Genomic DNA, 15,183 nt, shown 5'->3' with positions numbered 1-15,183 from the left:
CCTTTTAATCTGTATAATCTGTGGCTAAAAAATAACCATTAAAAAAAATAAATAGATATGGAATTACCTAAATTTTTACTTGGAGATAACACTGATTTTCCAGACGATATTTTTATCATTCACCTAGATTACCCAAGATTCATTATCAATTTGAAAGATGATGAGGTTGAGTTTTTAGAAGAACCAGATGATCTTGATGAAGCTGAATTAAACGCCGAAATGGAAAGTTTAATTGAAAAAGCTAATGAGTTTTATGACAGAGAAATTAACCGTTACGAAGAGTAATTTGTTTTTCTAATCTCACGTTCTTATACTATTTTTAATGAAAAATTTACGTTTCTTAAAACCTATTTTCAGTTTTATATTGATCGGATTATTGATTACCACTTTAAGCCGAATCTTTCTGTTTTTTCTTTTTAAAGAAAGAGTAGTGCAGACGCCAGATTTCTGGTATATTTTTCCAATCGGTCTTCGAATGGATTTGATATTGCTTTGTTATTTGTCGTTTCTTCCAGCATTGTTAATCACTTTTTTGCCGAATAAGGCGATAAAGTTTACCAATAAATTTCTGGTAATTTATAGTTTTCTATTTCTGTTTTTAATTCTTTTTGTAGAATTAGCTTCTCCAGATTTTGTAAAACAATATGATACTCGTCCGAATAAGATTTTCTTAGACTATCTTATTTATCCAAAAGAAGTGGTTGGAATGCTTTTAAAAAGTTATCTGACTTCAATCATTGTGACTTTTCTAATTCTTGGAGTTGTAATTTATTTTGCTTTCAAAAAAGGGAAACAATTATTTTATACTACAAGTACAGAATATAAATTCAAATTAATGGTATTCCCATTAGTAGCTTTTTTATTGTTTTTCGGAGCACGTTCAAGTTTGACTTCAAAGCGTCCAATTAATGCTAGTAATGCTGTTTTCTCAACAGATCAGCTTACAAATACTTTAGGGTTAAATTCATTTTATACCGTTGCTTTTGCGGCGTATTCGATCAAAAATGAAGGAAATACCAAAATGTATGGTAAAATGGATGAGGCCGAAGCTATTGCTCGTGTAAAAAAATACATGATCGCTGGTCCAAGTGATTTTACAGATAAAGAAATTCCGTTTTTACATGTGCAGCAACCAGATTCTGTTATGAAAAAGCCATACAATTTGGTGATCTTTCTACAAGAGAGTTTAGGTGCAGAGTACGTTGGAATTTTAGGAGGAAAACCATTAACTCCAGAATTTGATAAATTGTCTAAAGAAGGATTACTGTTTACCAATTTATATTGCACAGGAACTAGAAGTGTGCGTGGAATTGAAGCGGTAGTAACTGGATTTTTGCCTTCGCCATCAGAAAGTGTAGTGAAGCTTGGAAATTCACAACAAGGATTTTTTACATTGGCAGACGCATTAAAACAAAAAGGTTACGATACAAGTTTCATTTATGGTGGAATGGCGAATTTTGATAATATGGCTTCGTTTTTCAACGGAAATGGTTTTACAGACATCGTAGACCAAAGTGATTTTGAGTCTGATGGAAATAAATATGCTTTCAAAGGAACTTGGGGCTATTCTGATGAAGATTTGGTTACAAAAGCCAATCAGTATTTCAAATCAAAAGGAGACAAACCATTTTTCTCTTTAATGTTCTCGACTTCAAATCACGAACCATTTGAATATCCAACAGGAAGAATTAAGCCTTATGATAAAAAGCCTAATACAGTAAATAATGCCATGAAATATGCCGATTTCTCAATTGGAAAATTCTTTGAAATGGCTAAAAAAGAACCGTATTTTAAAAACACGATTTTTATTGTAATTGCTGATCACAATACCAGAACTTACGGTAAAAATTTAGTTCCAATTAATAAATTCCATATTCCAGCATTTATTATGGGACCTGGAGTTCCAAAAGGAGCTGTTTATGACAGATTGGCAAGTCAGATTGATATTCCGCCTACATTGTTAAGCTATTTAGGACTTCCGTTTGAAACTCCAATGGTAGGTAGAAACCTAAGTAAATTGGATCCGAAAGTGCAAGGAAGATCTATTATGCAGTTTAATGATATCAATGCATTTAGAGTTGAGAATCAAGTTGTGATCATGCAGCCAAATTTGAAACCATTGCAATTTGAAATCAAAAATGATACAACATTAGTTCCTGTAAAACTGAACGAAGATTTAGCAAAAGATGCTTTAGCACATGTGATTACAGCAGGAAATTTGTATAAAGAGAGTAAATATAAGCTTAGGCCTAAGAAATAGGTTTAAAGGTTCATAGTTACAAAGGTTCAAAGGTTTTTACTTTGAACCTTTTTCTTTTTAGAGAAATTGAAATGCTTTGCGGGTTCTCGACTCCGCTCGAACTGACAAGATTGTGTATCGAGATTATTGAGGAATTAAAAGGAGCAAAGCGACTTTTTCTACTTTGAACCTTTGTCACTTTGAGCCTTTGCACCTTTATTAAAATACAATTTTAATAACTCAGCAGCAGCTGCAAAAGATGAAATCTCATTATTTTGCACTGCTTTTTTGCTTTCTTCTAAAAGCGAAATTATTTCTGGTTGATTATAGAAATTTTGTTTAAGCTGTTCGTTGATGGTTTCCATCATCCAGAAATGATTTTGTTCATTTCTTTTTTCTTGGAAGAATCCAGTTTCTTTTGTCATTTCAAAATAATCAGAAATAGTATTCCAAACTTCCGCAATGCCATCTTTTATCAGCGAACTGCAAGTAGTTACTTTAGGTTGCCAGTTTGATTTTTTTGGAGGAAATAAATGCAAAGCGCGATTAAATTCCAATTTCGCCTGATTGGCCTTTTTTATATTATCGCCGTCAGCTTTGTTAATGACAATAGCGTCTGCCATTTCCATAATACCGCGTTTAATGCCTTGAAGTTCGTCGCCAGCGCCAGAAATCTTTAAAAGCAAAAAGAAATCGACCATGCTGTGAACAGCGGTTTCACTTTGGCCAACACCGACTGTTTCGATTATAATAGTATCAAAACCTGCCGCTTCGCAAAGAATAATGGTTTCTCTGGTTTTGCGAGCCACACCGCCTAAAGTTTCTCCAGAAGCGCTTGGACGAATAAAAGCATTTTCATCTTTTACCAATTCTTCCATTCGGGTTTTGTCACCGAGAATACTTCCATGCGAAAGCGAACTGCTTGGGTCAACTGCCAAAACTGCTACTTTTTTTCCTAATTGTGTCAGATGTTTTCCAAAAGCTTCAATAAAAGTACTTTTTCCAACTCCGGGAACTCCCGTGATTCCAATTCGAACTGATTTATTGGCATGAGCTAAACAGCCTTGAATCACTTCGCCAGCTTTATCAAAATGGTCTGGATTGGTGCTTTCAATTAAAGTAATCGCGCGGCTAAGAGAAGTTCTGTTTCCTTCTAAAATACCATCAATTAATTCTTGAGAAGTGGGCTGTTGTCTGCGTTTGCTTTTAATTTGATTGATAGCCGCAATATTGGTGATTTCAGGAGGTGAAATTCCAGCTTTTTCAGATATACTGCCAGTTTGTTTATTAGAATTTGACAAAACGCACTTTTTAGAGATGTAAAAGTACAGAAAACAAAAACAGTTTCAAAAAGTTAGTTTGCTACGACTCGAACAATGCGAACAGGCAAAGCAATTACGCAAATCTATTATAGCTTTTTTTGCTTCTTGAGTAAGAAGTTGTGGCTTATTTGGTTGGCCTTGCAAGGGAAAGATGCAATCTTACTTTGTCTATTGTTAGCGCGGGCGCTTCGTTTTTTGGAATGATTATGTGTGTAGATCTTTAACAAAGACTTTTAGAACTGTGCCCTGTAGAGTTTCTGGCGTGTCATTTTAAATTTTCCTTTGGCTGTGGTATTCTTTTATCTTGCGTAAACCCAAAACAGTAAGTCTAAAAAAAATGCGCTTTTCAAACCTGTCTCACGACAGGAAATGAAAAGCGCAAAAGTCCTCTTTGGTAATATTTATTGTTTAGGTAGCCATAGCAATAAAGAAAATTATTTTCCTGAAAACCAATTTCCGAACATTAAATTTCTTATTTGTCAGCTATGCAGCGTATTGGCATTCCACAATTCTGATCAGATAAGGCAACCCTACTCTGGTAAGGGGCAAAGGACGAAGATTGACCATTGCTACCAGTATATGCACTAGTTTGATACACTGTACTCTGGCTATTAAATGTCCCTGTAGATGTCTTAATTCCTGTAGTTGGCAACATTAATGAGGTGCCATAAAAAACACCGCCTAACCCAGGGGATGTAGCACTACCTACAGTCTTTCTCAAAGAAGAGTTAGTAGTATAATAATCTATAAGTCCTTGCCATTCTGCTTTTGTAGGTATATGGTAGCCTGCATCGCAAGGATCATTTGCTGTTTTTTTACCGCTAGCATCAACCCATGTGGTAGCACTTCTAAATGCAGGACTGTTAAAATTCACATAAGAAACTGCAGGAGTAGATGTTCCCCACTGATAATATGATCCTATTAATCCGGTATTTAAAGTAAAAGGATCCAAAGTTCTATCAGCACCTAAGTTATGACACATAAAGCCTCTCCATTCTGTAGGACTAATCATAGCTCCGCAACACATACAGTCTTTTATTTGTGCCGTAAGATTTACTGCTTTCTCTGTGCCAGTTCCGTCATTGAAAATAGCATATATAGTGAGTTTAAATGCATCTGCAGTAGACAGCCCTTTTGCTGTATTGTACAAATCTGCTTTGTATTTTACCGTTACTGTATAACCGCTGGTTGTATATGATTCAACAATATTGCCTGCCCCTACTGTTTCTACTAATGTAAAATGAAAATTGGTTACAGTGCCTTGAGGGGTAAATGTATAGGTATAAGTTGGACTAAAATCTGCCTTCTGGCCAGAACGGGAGGCAAGTGTGCCACAATCTGCATTATTATTTATTTGTACAACATCAAAACAGGTCTTGCCACTTAAGGTTCCGGTTCCTAAAGGTATATCGGCTGGATTTTTAGTTACCGTAATCTTGGCTGTTTGCGATGTTGCTTTAGGATTGCCTGTACAGCCATTTGTTACAATACAGTAAAAATAATAGATGCCTTCTGTAAGATCTGCCGTAGTATATGATATGGCATTTCCTACAGGTGTTCCTCCTGTTGTACTGTCAGAGGTATTGCGGAACCACTGATATGTTTTTGTATTGTTGCCGCTCGCCGCTACTTTTACCGTAACGCTCGTTTTTGCTATTATAGACTGCGAAGCAGGCTGTGTAGTAATAACTGGCGTAGGGCATGCATCGTTTAATGCTATATCCTGTGAAATTGTTTGTTCTCCACAGTCGTTTTTAGCTGTCACCCCAATTTTTACAGAACTTCCAGTACTTGGAAGCGTAATTGTTGCGGTCTGTCCAGTAATATTTGGTATTACAACGCCATCCTTAGTCCATACATAAGAAGTAGGATTGAATGCAGTGGTAAGAGAAAAATCAATTACAGAATTATAAGTAGCCTGAGCAGGAGGAGCCGGGTTCCACGAAATGACAGGTGCACTTGAATTTCCTAAAATTGTTTTTACTGCCATAGGGCTTGTACAGCCGCTTGCGTTGGTTATAGTTACTCCATAAGTGCCGTCTTCTGTAACCGTAATTTCTTTAGCGGTTTCACTCATTTTAACGTTATCCTTGTACCAAGTGTAAGTGCCCGTTTCTAAAACAGTTAAAACTGCCGAACCGGTGCAGCGTGTACTGTTGCTGCTGCTGTTTATTGTCGGTTTTGAAGGTGTATTGCCACTTGTGATATTCTTATCAATTACATGCGCTTCTGCAGGACATTTTGCATCGGTGTTATCAGTAGCAATCATACGAAGTGTCATGGTGCTCTGAGAAGCCGGCACTATAAATGGGTTAACCGTTATAACGTCATTGCCATTATACCAAGTATAGGTGATTCCGCTCTGCTTATTAGCGATGCTTAAATCCAGACTTCCGCCAGCACAGAATGATGTAATGGTGTTTAACGGTTTTCCGTTCACCAAAATATCAGTGTCAGGAACAGTTATCTGCACGCTAGCTGCACTTTTCGTCACATTAATAGTGTTAGACTGTTTAGAATAGCAGCTTCCGTCTTTTACCGCTGCAAACCAATCGCCCACACTGCTATCGCCGCTTATATTAACGGTTAATCCTGATTTTTCTTCAACTCCATTATGGAACCAAACTACACTACCCGCAGTTCCGGATGCTGAAAGTGTGACTGAATTTGTACCGCAAAGCACACCATTATTTGAAGCTAATGCTGCAATGCTGGCTGGTGCCACTGTAGTAGATTCCGTAATGTTTTTTTCATTCCCTGCATTTGTGTTACAGCCCACAGCACCCATGGAAATATTGTATTTTCCTTTTTGTGTTGCGATATAATAATTAACGCCGCGGGCAACCTCAATACCGTTACGGGTCCAGATTAATTTATCAAGATTCGCCGTATTGGCAGGAACAGATAAATATACCGAACCGTCAGCGCATAAAACTGTTCCAGATGCTGTTAATGTAGGCACTGCATACGACATAGAGCTGCAGTCTACCCCATTTTGAGAGAATAAAAACTCTTTATATAAACTTGTACAGGTGCTGGTAACACGTACCAATACCGTATGCAGATTTATAGTTTCATTTGGAAAAAAGTTAATTTTAAAACTTCCGTTAGCATTATCTACATCAACTAAAGATGCATATTCGCCTCCAGCAACAATACTGATGTTAAATGGCCCATTAGGACAGTCAGGATCTGTAATCTTAAATGTCTGGTCACAGCCACTGCCATCAGCCGCTACATTTATACAAGGCTGCGGGCTTATTGTCGCCTGAGATGTACCATCGCATAAACTTACCCAGCGAGAAGCATTCCAATACTCCACACAATTGGTTGTCTTATTGTAAATAGTAAGCCCGTTTCCTTTTTCGTTGTTTTTTACTGCAAAGGCATCGCGTTCTGCAGTAGTCATTTGAGGCAGTCTAAGTCCGCCTTTGTTGAGGAGTTCGAGCACTGAGAAAGCCTCGGGCTCTTTTTTGCCCCCGATGGTCATTTGGGCCTGCGTGTTTGCCGAGAATAATATGGCTATGAGCATAAGCCACATGCAAAATAGATTTTTCTTCATTATTTAAATCATTTATATTATTAAATAATACACCTCTTAATCATTACCCTAAGAGTAAGACATTAAAAGACATATATTTTGAATACCTTTAATGGGTACTCGCCTATATTTGTGGTATTTGTGGTAAAGAATAAGTGCTATTTGCTAATAGGACTTATGAAGATGATAAGGTGCCTCCAAGTAATCTTTTTGGGGAAATAGGGGAGGCGAAACTGCTGGTTAAAACTTGGAGTGTAAGTTTATATAGTGCAGACAGTAGTTTTACTTGTGTTGTTTTTAAATATTTAATTCTCTTTTTTAAAGTGTTTTTCGAATTAGGTTTAACACTAAATCTTTGTTTGCTTTTTCCATTTTTATATAGTCTTTTTTTATATTATCCGGTTTGACTCCATGAACTGCACCATTGATGCTCTGACGTATATAATATTTTGAAACGCCATACTTTAAAAACAATGCTTCCAGAATGTTAGAGTCGTAGGATTTATAGATTTTTGTTTTACTTTTGTCCATTGCTCACTTTGTTTTAAAATTAGAAACAAAGATAGGTGATAATTTTCAACTAAAAAAGAAAAATAAGGGAAATTTCCTACTTTAATGAATGTGATCTTAGAAAATATAAAGAAAATAGCTGATAATGAAGGTGTTACTGTAGCGAAATTAGAGCGGATAATTGGCGCTAGTAAAGGCGTTTTGTATCGTGCAATGGCTAATAACAGTGATATTCAAACCAAGTGGGTGATAAAAATAGTTGAAAAATATCCCAAGTATAGTTGTGAATGGTTGTTGAAAAGTGAAGGTCTGATGCTTAAAGATGATTATAGCGATAACTATCAACCGGAAATTATTCCTTCAGAAAATGATCTGACGTATAAAAAATTGGCAGAAACACAAAAAGATACTATTGAAAGTCTAAAAAAGGTTGTTTTTCATTTAGAAAAAGAGATTTCATTTTATGAAAATCGGGATAATAACATGAAAATTTGAGTGCGATTTTTTTTAAAGAAAAATTAAAATAGTTTTTGGTCAAAGTTGACCTAGCCAAATAGCTTAACGCAAAAAGACCCGACAGTTCCGATCCGATACTTCGGGGCGGAGTTAAAATCTGTCGAGTCTGAGTAGTATTGTGGAATTTCTTTGTTTGTCCTTCGACTTCGCTCAGGAAGATATAAAAAACAAAAAAAATAACAGAAATTTTGTGTAAATGCTTCGCCTGTTCGCCATCGTTTGGGGCGCGGCAAAAAAACTTAGTAGCTGAGAATCTCAGAACCTTAGCATCTTAAAAGAATTAATATCCAGCTGTAAATCTAACTTGATGGTGTTTTGGAGTTTCTACTTCATCAGTAATAACAACAGCCAAATCTTCTACAGATAAAATACTTCTTTGTTCGTCATTAAAAACAGGATTTTCTAAACCTAAACGGTATTTTCCAGTTCTTCCTGTTTTGGTTCCAGCGTGCATTTCGAAAGCAGGACTAAAGAATGCCCAATCTAAATCTTTTTCTTCTTTAATAATATTTAAATAATGTCTTGCAGCATTGGCCCCAGGGAAAATCTCTTTTGGAAAATCTGGAGTATCAACGGCTTGCAAATCTGGAGCAACATATAAACTTCCAGCTCCACCAATTGTGATGAAACGTTTAACGCCTGATTTTTTAACCGCTTCCTGAATAGCTTTTGAACCTGCTAAAAAGTCATCGTAAATATTAGGATTAGTCCATCCTGGGTTATAAGCATTAACAACAGCATCGTGACCTTTTAAGATTTCTGCCAGAGCATCAACATTAAAAATATCTGCAGCAACCCAAGTTGCGTTTGCTGTATCTTTTGGAGTCCTTGCAATAGCAGTAATTTCATGTTTTCTGTCTGCTAATTCATTTAAAATTGCTGAGCCAACAAATCCTGTAGCTCCAATAAGTGCGATTTTCATAATATATAAATTTATTTAGTAATAAAAAATGTTACAGTTTGGATTAAAAAAATAGTTTTAAAACTGATTCGAAAAATCTTCCAATGAAATTCCTTCCAGCTGTTTGCTGACATTTTGATTCATTTCGCTGTATAAAACTTCCAAATGCTGATTGATGTTTTTTCCAACAGGGCAATCGGGATTCGGCTGATTTTTTGCAAAACCTAAACCAATCGTTTCAAAGGTCATTTCGAATATTTGTTTTAAAGTCAGATCAGCAGCATTTACTGCCAATTTTGTACCGCCATTTTTTCCTTCTTTACTTTCTACAATATGGTGTGCTTTTAGATTGGCAATTTCTTTTCTGACCAAAACAGGATTTAGATTAATACTTCCCGCAATAAACTCCGATGACAAATAATCATTTGGGAATTTATGGAGCAAAGTAAGAATGTGAATCGTTATGGCAAATTTACCTGAAATCATACTGTAATAAAATATGTTACAAATTTACGTCTTTTTGTAATGCAAAAAACAATTTTAACTTAAAGTTAATTAAAGTAATTAGAAACATAAAATAAAAGTAAAGGAAAATGCACATCATTAATTATGAGTGACGTACAATTTCCTTATTGACTATTTTGATTTTTGATTGATTCCTAGTGAAGAAAAATACACCCATGCTATAAAAAGAAGTTGCATTGGTATTCTGATCCATAAATACGATAAGCCTTTGCCGGTATAATCGGCAGTTTGTAAATTGATATTATGGCTTGCGGCATAAATGTTAGCGGGTAGGAGTAAGATAAAGAATAAAATCAGCAGTTTTCCTGTAAGGATTTTAGTTTTTGGCAGTAGCAATCCAATTGCAGCAATTAATTCTATGATTCCTGTAACAAACACAATAGCATTTGCCCAAGGCAAAAAAGAGATCATCATCGCCATTCCTTTAGCAAAAACAAAATGCCCAACAGCAGTAAATGTCAGCATAGACGCCATGGCTACTCTTCCCGCAAATGCTAATTCAAACCGTTTAGTGGTAAGCCAAATAATAAGCAGTATGGCGATAAAAACTCCAAAAAGCACGATTAAGGTTTCCATATCTTTTTTTTATTGCACAAAGTTGCACAGTAAAGAAGCCTAAAACAATGAACCTAGGTTAATAAATGCGTTTCCTGATTCGGCTTAAAGCTTGTGGAGTAATGCCAATGTAAGAGGCAAGGTATTTTTGCGGAATTTTTTGTATTAAGTGAGGCTGCTCGGTGAATAAGTTAAGATAGCGTTGCTCTGCAGAATCGTTTAGCAAAGAGAGCTCTCTCTTTGATTTTTTAATAAATAAATCTTCGCTTGCTAATCGGCCTATAGTATTGCCAACTTTAGTTTCGGCATAAATGTCCTGAAGATCATTATAAGAAACGCGCCAAAGTATGGTGTCAGAAAGTGCTTCGATAGTGTAGTTTATTGGTAATCTGGTAATAAATGAATCATATCCGCTTGTAAATTCGCCATCAAATACAAAAGTAAACGTTAAGTCTTTATTCTCAGAAGGAACATAATATCTAAGAATTCCTTTTTCTATAAAAGAAAGATAATTTTCTATTTGGCCAGTTTGAAGTATCGCAGTTTTCTTCGAAAATTCCTGACGAATGAGTTTTGACGAAAAGATGTTCCAGTCTTCATCAGAAAGTTTGGTCATTAGTTCAAGATTATCCCTTATTTGCTGCATAGATTTTTCGAATTACATATTAAAAGTAACAAAAAACTCAAAGAGAGGAGATAATTTGTTCAATTCATCAATTTATAATTTCCTATTTTTGTCTTGACGCCATGATATGAACAACTTTATACTAATATTTCTCTTTCTTTCGCTGGGCTTAGTTTTGCAGCACGTAAAACAGTTTCCTACTCATATCTATAAGACGCTCAATAAAATTGTTATTTATTTCTGTCTTCCTGCGATTACTTTATATCATATTCCTAAAATAAAATGGAGCAGCGAATTGCTGTTTCCAATAGGAGCGGGGTGGATTACTTATATTTTGGCTTTTATTTTTTTTCATTTTTTGGGAAGAAGAAATGGCTGGTCAAATAAATTGATAGGATGTTTGATTCTAACGGCTGGCTTAAGCAATAGCTCTTTTCTGGGTTATCCGATTATCGAAGCTTTGTTTGGAAAGAAAGGTTTAGAAACTGCAGTTTTAGTAGATCAGCCTGGAACTTTTGTGGTGGTTTCTACACTTGGCGTTTTTACTGCGGCTTTTTATTCAAAGGGAAGTCCAAACGCATTAGGGATTTTCAAAAAAATCATCACGTTTCCGCCATTTCTGATGTTTGTTTTGGCATGCCTGATGAATATTTTCGATTATAATTTAAATGAAAATATCCAATCTGTATTACTGAAAATCGGAAGTTTAGTAACACCTTTAGCTTTGCTTTCTGTTGGTTTACAATTGACTTTTGATAGAAAAAGCCAGCATTGGAAATTTTTACGACTTGGACTTTTCTTTAAACTGCTTTTAATTCCTTTTGTAATTTTTGTGCTGTATGTTTTTATTTTCAATCAGCATTCTGAAGTTATAAAAATTACGATTATGGAAACTGCTATGGCGCCCATGATCACAGGTGCAATCCTTGCTTCGACTTACGGATTAAAACCAAAACTAAGCAGTATGATGATCGGCTTCGGAATTCCAATTTCTTTTATCACGCTTGCTTTCTGGTATTTTGTGCTGGGTTTTATATAATCTTTAATCGTTGGTTATATTTTTTTAAACACATAGAGACATAGCTTTTTCTTTGTCTAAAAGAGAAGATTAAAAGAAACTAGTTTCTAACACATAGTCTCTGTTTATTAATGCAAGTGAAACGCCTTTTTTAGAATTATAAAAGCTATGTTTCTATGTGTTATAATTGCGCTTCAAATAAGTTTAAAATACTAACTAGATAGAGAATGTAGAATTTTAACTTTTTTTTACCTTTTGAATGTTTTCTAAATGCATTTTTTAGTTAATTTTAGATGAACTAAAAAAATGAAATTATGTCAACATTAAGATTAGGCGATATAGCTCCGGACTTTCACGCAGAGACCACTCAGGGATCAGTTAATTTTCACGAATGGCTAGGAGATTCGTGGGGTGTTTTATTTTCGCATCCAGCAGATTTTACTCCTGTTTGTACAACTGAATTGGGAACTGTGGCGAACTATGTGCCAGAATTCAAAAAAAGAAATACTAAGGTTATCGCTTTGAGTGTAGACGGTTTAGATTCGCACAAAGAGTGGATTAAAGATATCAACGAGACTCAAAATACAGAAGTAAATTTCCCAATTATTGCTGATGAGGATAAAAAAGTAGCTAATTTATATGATATGCTTCATCCAAATGCAAGTGATAAATTTACAGTTCGTTCTGTTTTTGTTATCGGACCAGATAAAAAAATCAAATTAACGCTGACTTATCCAGCTTCAACAGGAAGAAATTTTGACGAATTGCTTCGTGTAATTGACAGTTTGCAATTGACAGCAAACTATAGTGTTGCAACGCCAGCCAACTGGAAAGATGGAGAAGATGTGGTAATTGCACCAGCAATTCCAGATAGCGATATTCCAGCAAAATTCCCAAAAGGACATACACCAATAAAACCTTATTTGAGATTGACTCCGCAGCCGAATAAATAATATTCTGAGTTTCTAAGTTTTGAGATGCTAAGATTCTAAGTTTTTTCAAAATAATGAATATAAAAAGCGCTAAGATTTCATAATGAAATCTTAGCGCTTTACTTTTTACGAAAGTTTAAAAAGAGGCAAGAGAAAAACTTAGAATCTCAGCATCTCAGCATCTCAGAAACTTATTTAGTCGCCAACAAAGCATTCATTTTTTTCTTATCTCCAACAACCCAGAGAATATCATTTTTCTCTAAGATCAAACTAGATTCTGGATTTAGGATACGGTTTCCGTTTCGCTCAATTCCTACGACCATTCCGTCTGTTTTGGCTCTGAATTGGCCGATGCTTTTTTGAATGAATTCATCTTGAGAAACTTCTAGCTGACGTAAAACAATATCGGTTTCTTCTACTTTTGCAGGTGGTTCGGTTTCGTTTTGAGTTAAGAATTTTGTGAATTCTGCAATTTGAGCATCAGTTCCAATTACGCAAATTTCGTCGCCTGGAAATAAACGCTCTGTTTTGGTAGGAATCGGAATTGTGACTTCTCCTCGTTTTATGTAAGCAATATTAATTCCTAATTGTTCACGAATCTTTAATTCCTGTAAAGTCTGTCCAACCAGATTAGATTCCTTTTTAATTTCGAAGAAAGACATGTGTCCGTCCCACGGCATTAAATTGGCATATCGTCTGTCGATTTTTTTGTTTTCACGATCGTTGAGGTTTTTCAAAAAGTGATTTTCAATTTTATGGTATTGCTCATTTAGTTTTTTAGGGAAAATTTGATAAGCTCCGATGGCAATGATAAGTGCTACGAAAGCCACTAAAGGAGAGAAGAAAATATTCAATAAGAATCCGACAAAGAATAAGCCAAGACTCATTCTTATCAAAATCAGCATTAAAAGTGCTCCACGATATTTGCGTTCTTCCCATAACGCTTCGACTTCATCTACTTTAACTCGGCGAAGAGAAAGTGCCCATAAAAATGGTGCAATTACAACTAGCGTAAGCAAAGCTGCCAAAGTATTTCCGAATCTTGTGTCGGCAACCAATGGCGCTACAAATTTAGAAGACAATAATATAATGGCAGTAATAATAATGGTATGAAGAATAATTTGTGTGATCGATGAACGAAGAACAATCTGCCAAGTGCTGACAGATTTAATGGCTTGTGCATTCACGCTATAACGGTTAATGTTCTTAACCCATCTCTTCGGCATTTTAGCCTCTAAGTATAAAGCAAATCCTTCTGAATATTTAATTAAGAATGGAGTAGTAAAGGTGGTAATTGCAGATACAGCCACAATAATTGGATATAAGAAGTCGCTTGTAACTTTTAATGACATTCCGAGAGTGGCTATAATAAACGAGAACTCCCCAATTTGCGCCAAGCTCATTCCGGTTTGAACTGATTGTTTTAACGGCTGACCAGAAATTAATGCTCCAATAGAAGAACTAAAAGCTTTTCCAAAAATGGTCAATAGAGTAATTATAGCTACAGGAAGGGCGTAATTTACCAATGTTACAGGATTAATTAACATTCCGACCGATACAAAGAAAACGGCACCAAAAAAATCTTTTACAGGCTGAATTAAATGTTCAATTTTTTCTGCCATCGTAGTTTCAGCGATAATAGATCCCATGATAAAAGCACCTAACGCTGGAGAGAAACCTACATTTGAAGCAAAAATTACCATCATTAAACATAATGCCAAAGATATAATCAGCAGCATTTCGTCGGTTAAGAGATGTTTTGCTTTTTTGAAAATAGTTGGAATGATAAAAATACCTCCTAAAAACCAGATAATTAAAAAGAAAATAAGTTTTAAAACAGATTGCAGTAATGCGGTTCCAGAAACCTGATCGCTCACGGCAATAGTTGACAGTAAGACAAGCATTAAGATGGCAACGATATCTTCAACGATTAAAGCTCCAAAAACAATTCCAACGAATTTTTTTCCTTTTACTCCCAATTCATCAAAAGCTCTGATGATAATGGTTGTGGACGAAATAGAAAGTGTTGCGCCCAAGAAAATACTGTCCATTTTTCCCCAACCCATCCATTGTCCGACTGCGTAGCCAATTACGGTCATAAACAAAATCTGGGTTATGGCGGTGACAGACGAAGTCCCTCCAACCTTCATTAGTTTCTTAAAGCTGAATTCGAGTCCTAAACTAAAAAGTAAAAATATAACCCCAATTTCGGCCCAGACTTCGACACTTTTCATGTCGGTTATAGATGGGAAAAAATCAAAATGGTTTCCGGCTAAAAATCCTGCGATCAGGTAACCTAAAACCAAAGGTTGTTTTAATTTTTTAAATAATAGAACGGCAATTCCGGCAGTCATCAGGATTAATCCCAAATCACTAATTAATGGTTGTAAGTGGTGTGTACTTTCGGCTGCGGCATTTAATGCAATCATATAAAAACGTGGTATTTTTTTTAAGTGGCTGATCCAGTTTTTTATTTCAAATGAAATGCACGAACTCCAG

General features: G+C 35.5%; 13 protein-coding genes. 5 read left to right on the top strand and 8 right to left on the bottom strand.

The window, feature by feature from the left end; all coding sequences use genetic code 11:
* Nucleotides 1–57: 57 nt before the first annotated feature.
* Complete coding sequence (locus PQ463_RS12990) at nucleotides 58–285, top strand: DUF8828 family protein (RefSeq protein WP_274254085.1); 228 nt, start codon at nucleotides 58–60, stop codon at nucleotides 283–285.
* A gap of 37 nt (nucleotides 286–322) precedes the next feature.
* Entirely contained in the window at nucleotides 323–2,260 is a 1,938-nt protein-coding gene (locus tag PQ463_RS12985) for an LTA synthase family protein (RefSeq protein ID WP_274254084.1), read from the top strand.
* Nucleotides 2,261–2,418: 158 nt separating this feature from the next.
* Here PQ463_RS12985 and meaB read toward each other — a convergent pair whose 3' ends face one another.
* The 3 genes from meaB to PQ463_RS12970 all read right to left on the bottom strand — a co-directional run bounded on the left by meaB (nucleotide 2,419) and on the right by PQ463_RS12970 (nucleotide 7,633).
* Nucleotides 2,419–3,540: a methylmalonyl Co-A mutase-associated GTPase MeaB gene (gene meaB, locus PQ463_RS12980; protein WP_274254083.1), complete on the bottom strand. Its 1,122-nt coding sequence runs from the start codon at nucleotides 3,538–3,540 to the stop codon at nucleotides 2,419–2,421.
* A 493-nt stretch (nucleotides 3,541–4,033) separates the two neighbouring features.
* Nucleotides 4,034–7,123: a phage tail-like protein gene (locus PQ463_RS12975; protein ID WP_274254082.1), complete on the bottom strand. Its 3,090-nt coding sequence runs from the start codon at nucleotides 7,121–7,123 to the stop codon at nucleotides 4,034–4,036.
* 297 nt (nucleotides 7,124–7,420) lie between these two features.
* Entirely contained in the window at nucleotides 7,421–7,633 is a 213-nt protein-coding gene (locus PQ463_RS12970) for a hypothetical protein (RefSeq protein WP_274254081.1), read from the bottom strand.
* A gap of 84 nt (nucleotides 7,634–7,717) precedes the next feature.
* On the opposite strand from PQ463_RS12970, the gene PQ463_RS12965 reads away from it, so the two are divergent.
* Nucleotides 7,718–8,107: a hypothetical protein gene (locus PQ463_RS12965; RefSeq protein ID WP_274254080.1), complete on the top strand. Its 390-nt coding sequence runs from the start codon at nucleotides 7,718–7,720 to the stop codon at nucleotides 8,105–8,107.
* A gap of 301 nt (nucleotides 8,108–8,408) precedes the next feature.
* Here the strand turns inward: PQ463_RS12965 and PQ463_RS12960 are convergent, their stop codons facing one another.
* The 4 genes from PQ463_RS12960 to PQ463_RS12945 form a co-directional block, all read right to left on the bottom strand.
* Complete coding sequence (locus PQ463_RS12960; RefSeq protein WP_274254079.1) at nucleotides 8,409–9,050, bottom strand: NAD(P)-dependent oxidoreductase; 642 nt, start codon at nucleotides 9,048–9,050, stop codon at nucleotides 8,409–8,411.
* A 57-nt stretch (nucleotides 9,051–9,107) separates the two neighbouring features.
* Nucleotides 9,108–9,515 (bottom strand): RrF2 family transcriptional regulator, encoded by a 408-nt coding sequence (locus PQ463_RS12955; RefSeq protein ID WP_274254078.1) that lies wholly within the window; start codon nucleotides 9,513–9,515, stop codon nucleotides 9,108–9,110.
* A gap of 150 nt (nucleotides 9,516–9,665) precedes the next feature.
* On the bottom strand, nucleotides 9,666–10,130 hold the full coding sequence (locus PQ463_RS12950; protein WP_274254077.1) for a DoxX family protein: 465 nt from the start codon (nucleotides 10,128–10,130) through the stop codon (nucleotides 9,666–9,668).
* Nucleotides 10,131–10,188: 58 nt separating this feature from the next.
* Complete coding sequence (locus tag PQ463_RS12945; protein ID WP_274254076.1) at nucleotides 10,189–10,755, bottom strand: Crp/Fnr family transcriptional regulator; 567 nt, start codon at nucleotides 10,753–10,755, stop codon at nucleotides 10,189–10,191.
* A 106-nt stretch (nucleotides 10,756–10,861) separates the two neighbouring features.
* On the opposite strand from PQ463_RS12945, the gene PQ463_RS12940 reads away from it, so the two are divergent.
* Nucleotides 10,862–11,773, top strand: coding sequence for an AEC family transporter (locus PQ463_RS12940; protein ID WP_274254075.1), 912 nt, complete (start codon nucleotides 10,862–10,864; stop codon nucleotides 11,771–11,773).
* Nucleotides 11,774–12,066: 293 nt separating this feature from the next.
* The gene (locus tag PQ463_RS12935; protein WP_111378396.1) at nucleotides 12,067–12,705 is read left to right on the top strand and encodes a peroxiredoxin; all 639 of its coding nucleotides are present in this window, start codon (nucleotides 12,067–12,069) and stop codon (nucleotides 12,703–12,705) included.
* A gap of 170 nt (nucleotides 12,706–12,875) precedes the next feature.
* Here the strand turns inward: PQ463_RS12935 and PQ463_RS12930 are convergent, their stop codons facing one another.
* The gene (locus PQ463_RS12930; RefSeq protein WP_274254074.1) at nucleotides 12,876–15,113 is read right to left on the bottom strand and encodes a cation:proton antiporter domain-containing protein; all 2,238 of its coding nucleotides are present in this window, start codon (nucleotides 15,111–15,113) and stop codon (nucleotides 12,876–12,878) included.
* Nucleotides 15,114–15,183 lie beyond the last annotated feature (70 nt).

The sequence above is a fragment of the Flavobacterium sp. KACC 22763 genome (assembly GCF_028736155.1).
Classification (GTDB): domain Bacteria; phylum Bacteroidota; class Bacteroidia; order Flavobacteriales; family Flavobacteriaceae; genus Flavobacterium.
Note: the sequence above shows the minus strand (reverse complement) of the source record. Positions and strands in the feature narration are given on the sequence as shown.

Bases quoted from the DNA above. Each gene is read 5' to 3' on its own strand.
- PQ463_RS12990 (WP_274254085.1), top strand. From the start codon at position 58: ATGGAATTACCTAAATTTTTACTTGGAGATAACACTGATTTTCCAGAC.
- PQ463_RS12985 (WP_274254084.1), top strand. From the start codon at position 323: ATGAAAAATTTACGTTTCTTAAAACCTATTTTCAGTTTTATATTGATC.
- PQ463_RS12975 (WP_274254082.1), bottom strand. From the start codon at position 7,123: ATGAAGAAAAATCTATTTTGCATGTGGCTTATGCTCATAGCCATATTA.
- PQ463_RS12970 (WP_274254081.1), bottom strand. From the start codon at position 7,633: ATGGACAAAAGTAAAACAAAAATCTATAAATCCTACGACTCTAACATT.
- PQ463_RS12965 (WP_274254080.1), top strand. From the start codon at position 7,718: ATGAATGTGATCTTAGAAAATATAAAGAAAATAGCTGATAATGAAGGT.
- PQ463_RS12960 (WP_274254079.1), bottom strand. From the start codon at position 9,050: ATGAAAATCGCACTTATTGGAGCTACAGGATTTGTTGGCTCAGCAATT.
- PQ463_RS12955 (WP_274254078.1), bottom strand. From the start codon at position 9,515: ATGATTTCAGGTAAATTTGCCATAACGATTCACATTCTTACTTTGCTC.
- PQ463_RS12950 (WP_274254077.1), bottom strand. From the start codon at position 10,130: ATGGAAACCTTAATCGTGCTTTTTGGAGTTTTTATCGCCATACTGCTT.
- PQ463_RS12945 (WP_274254076.1), bottom strand. From the start codon at position 10,755: ATGCAGCAAATAAGGGATAATCTTGAACTAATGACCAAACTTTCTGAT.
- PQ463_RS12940 (WP_274254075.1), top strand. From the start codon at position 10,862: ATGAACAACTTTATACTAATATTTCTCTTTCTTTCGCTGGGCTTAGTT.
- PQ463_RS12935 (WP_111378396.1), top strand. From the start codon at position 12,067: ATGTCAACATTAAGATTAGGCGATATAGCTCCGGACTTTCACGCAGAG.
- PQ463_RS12930 (WP_274254074.1), bottom strand. From the start codon at position 15,113: ATGATTGCATTAAATGCCGCAGCCGAAAGTACACACCACTTACAACCA.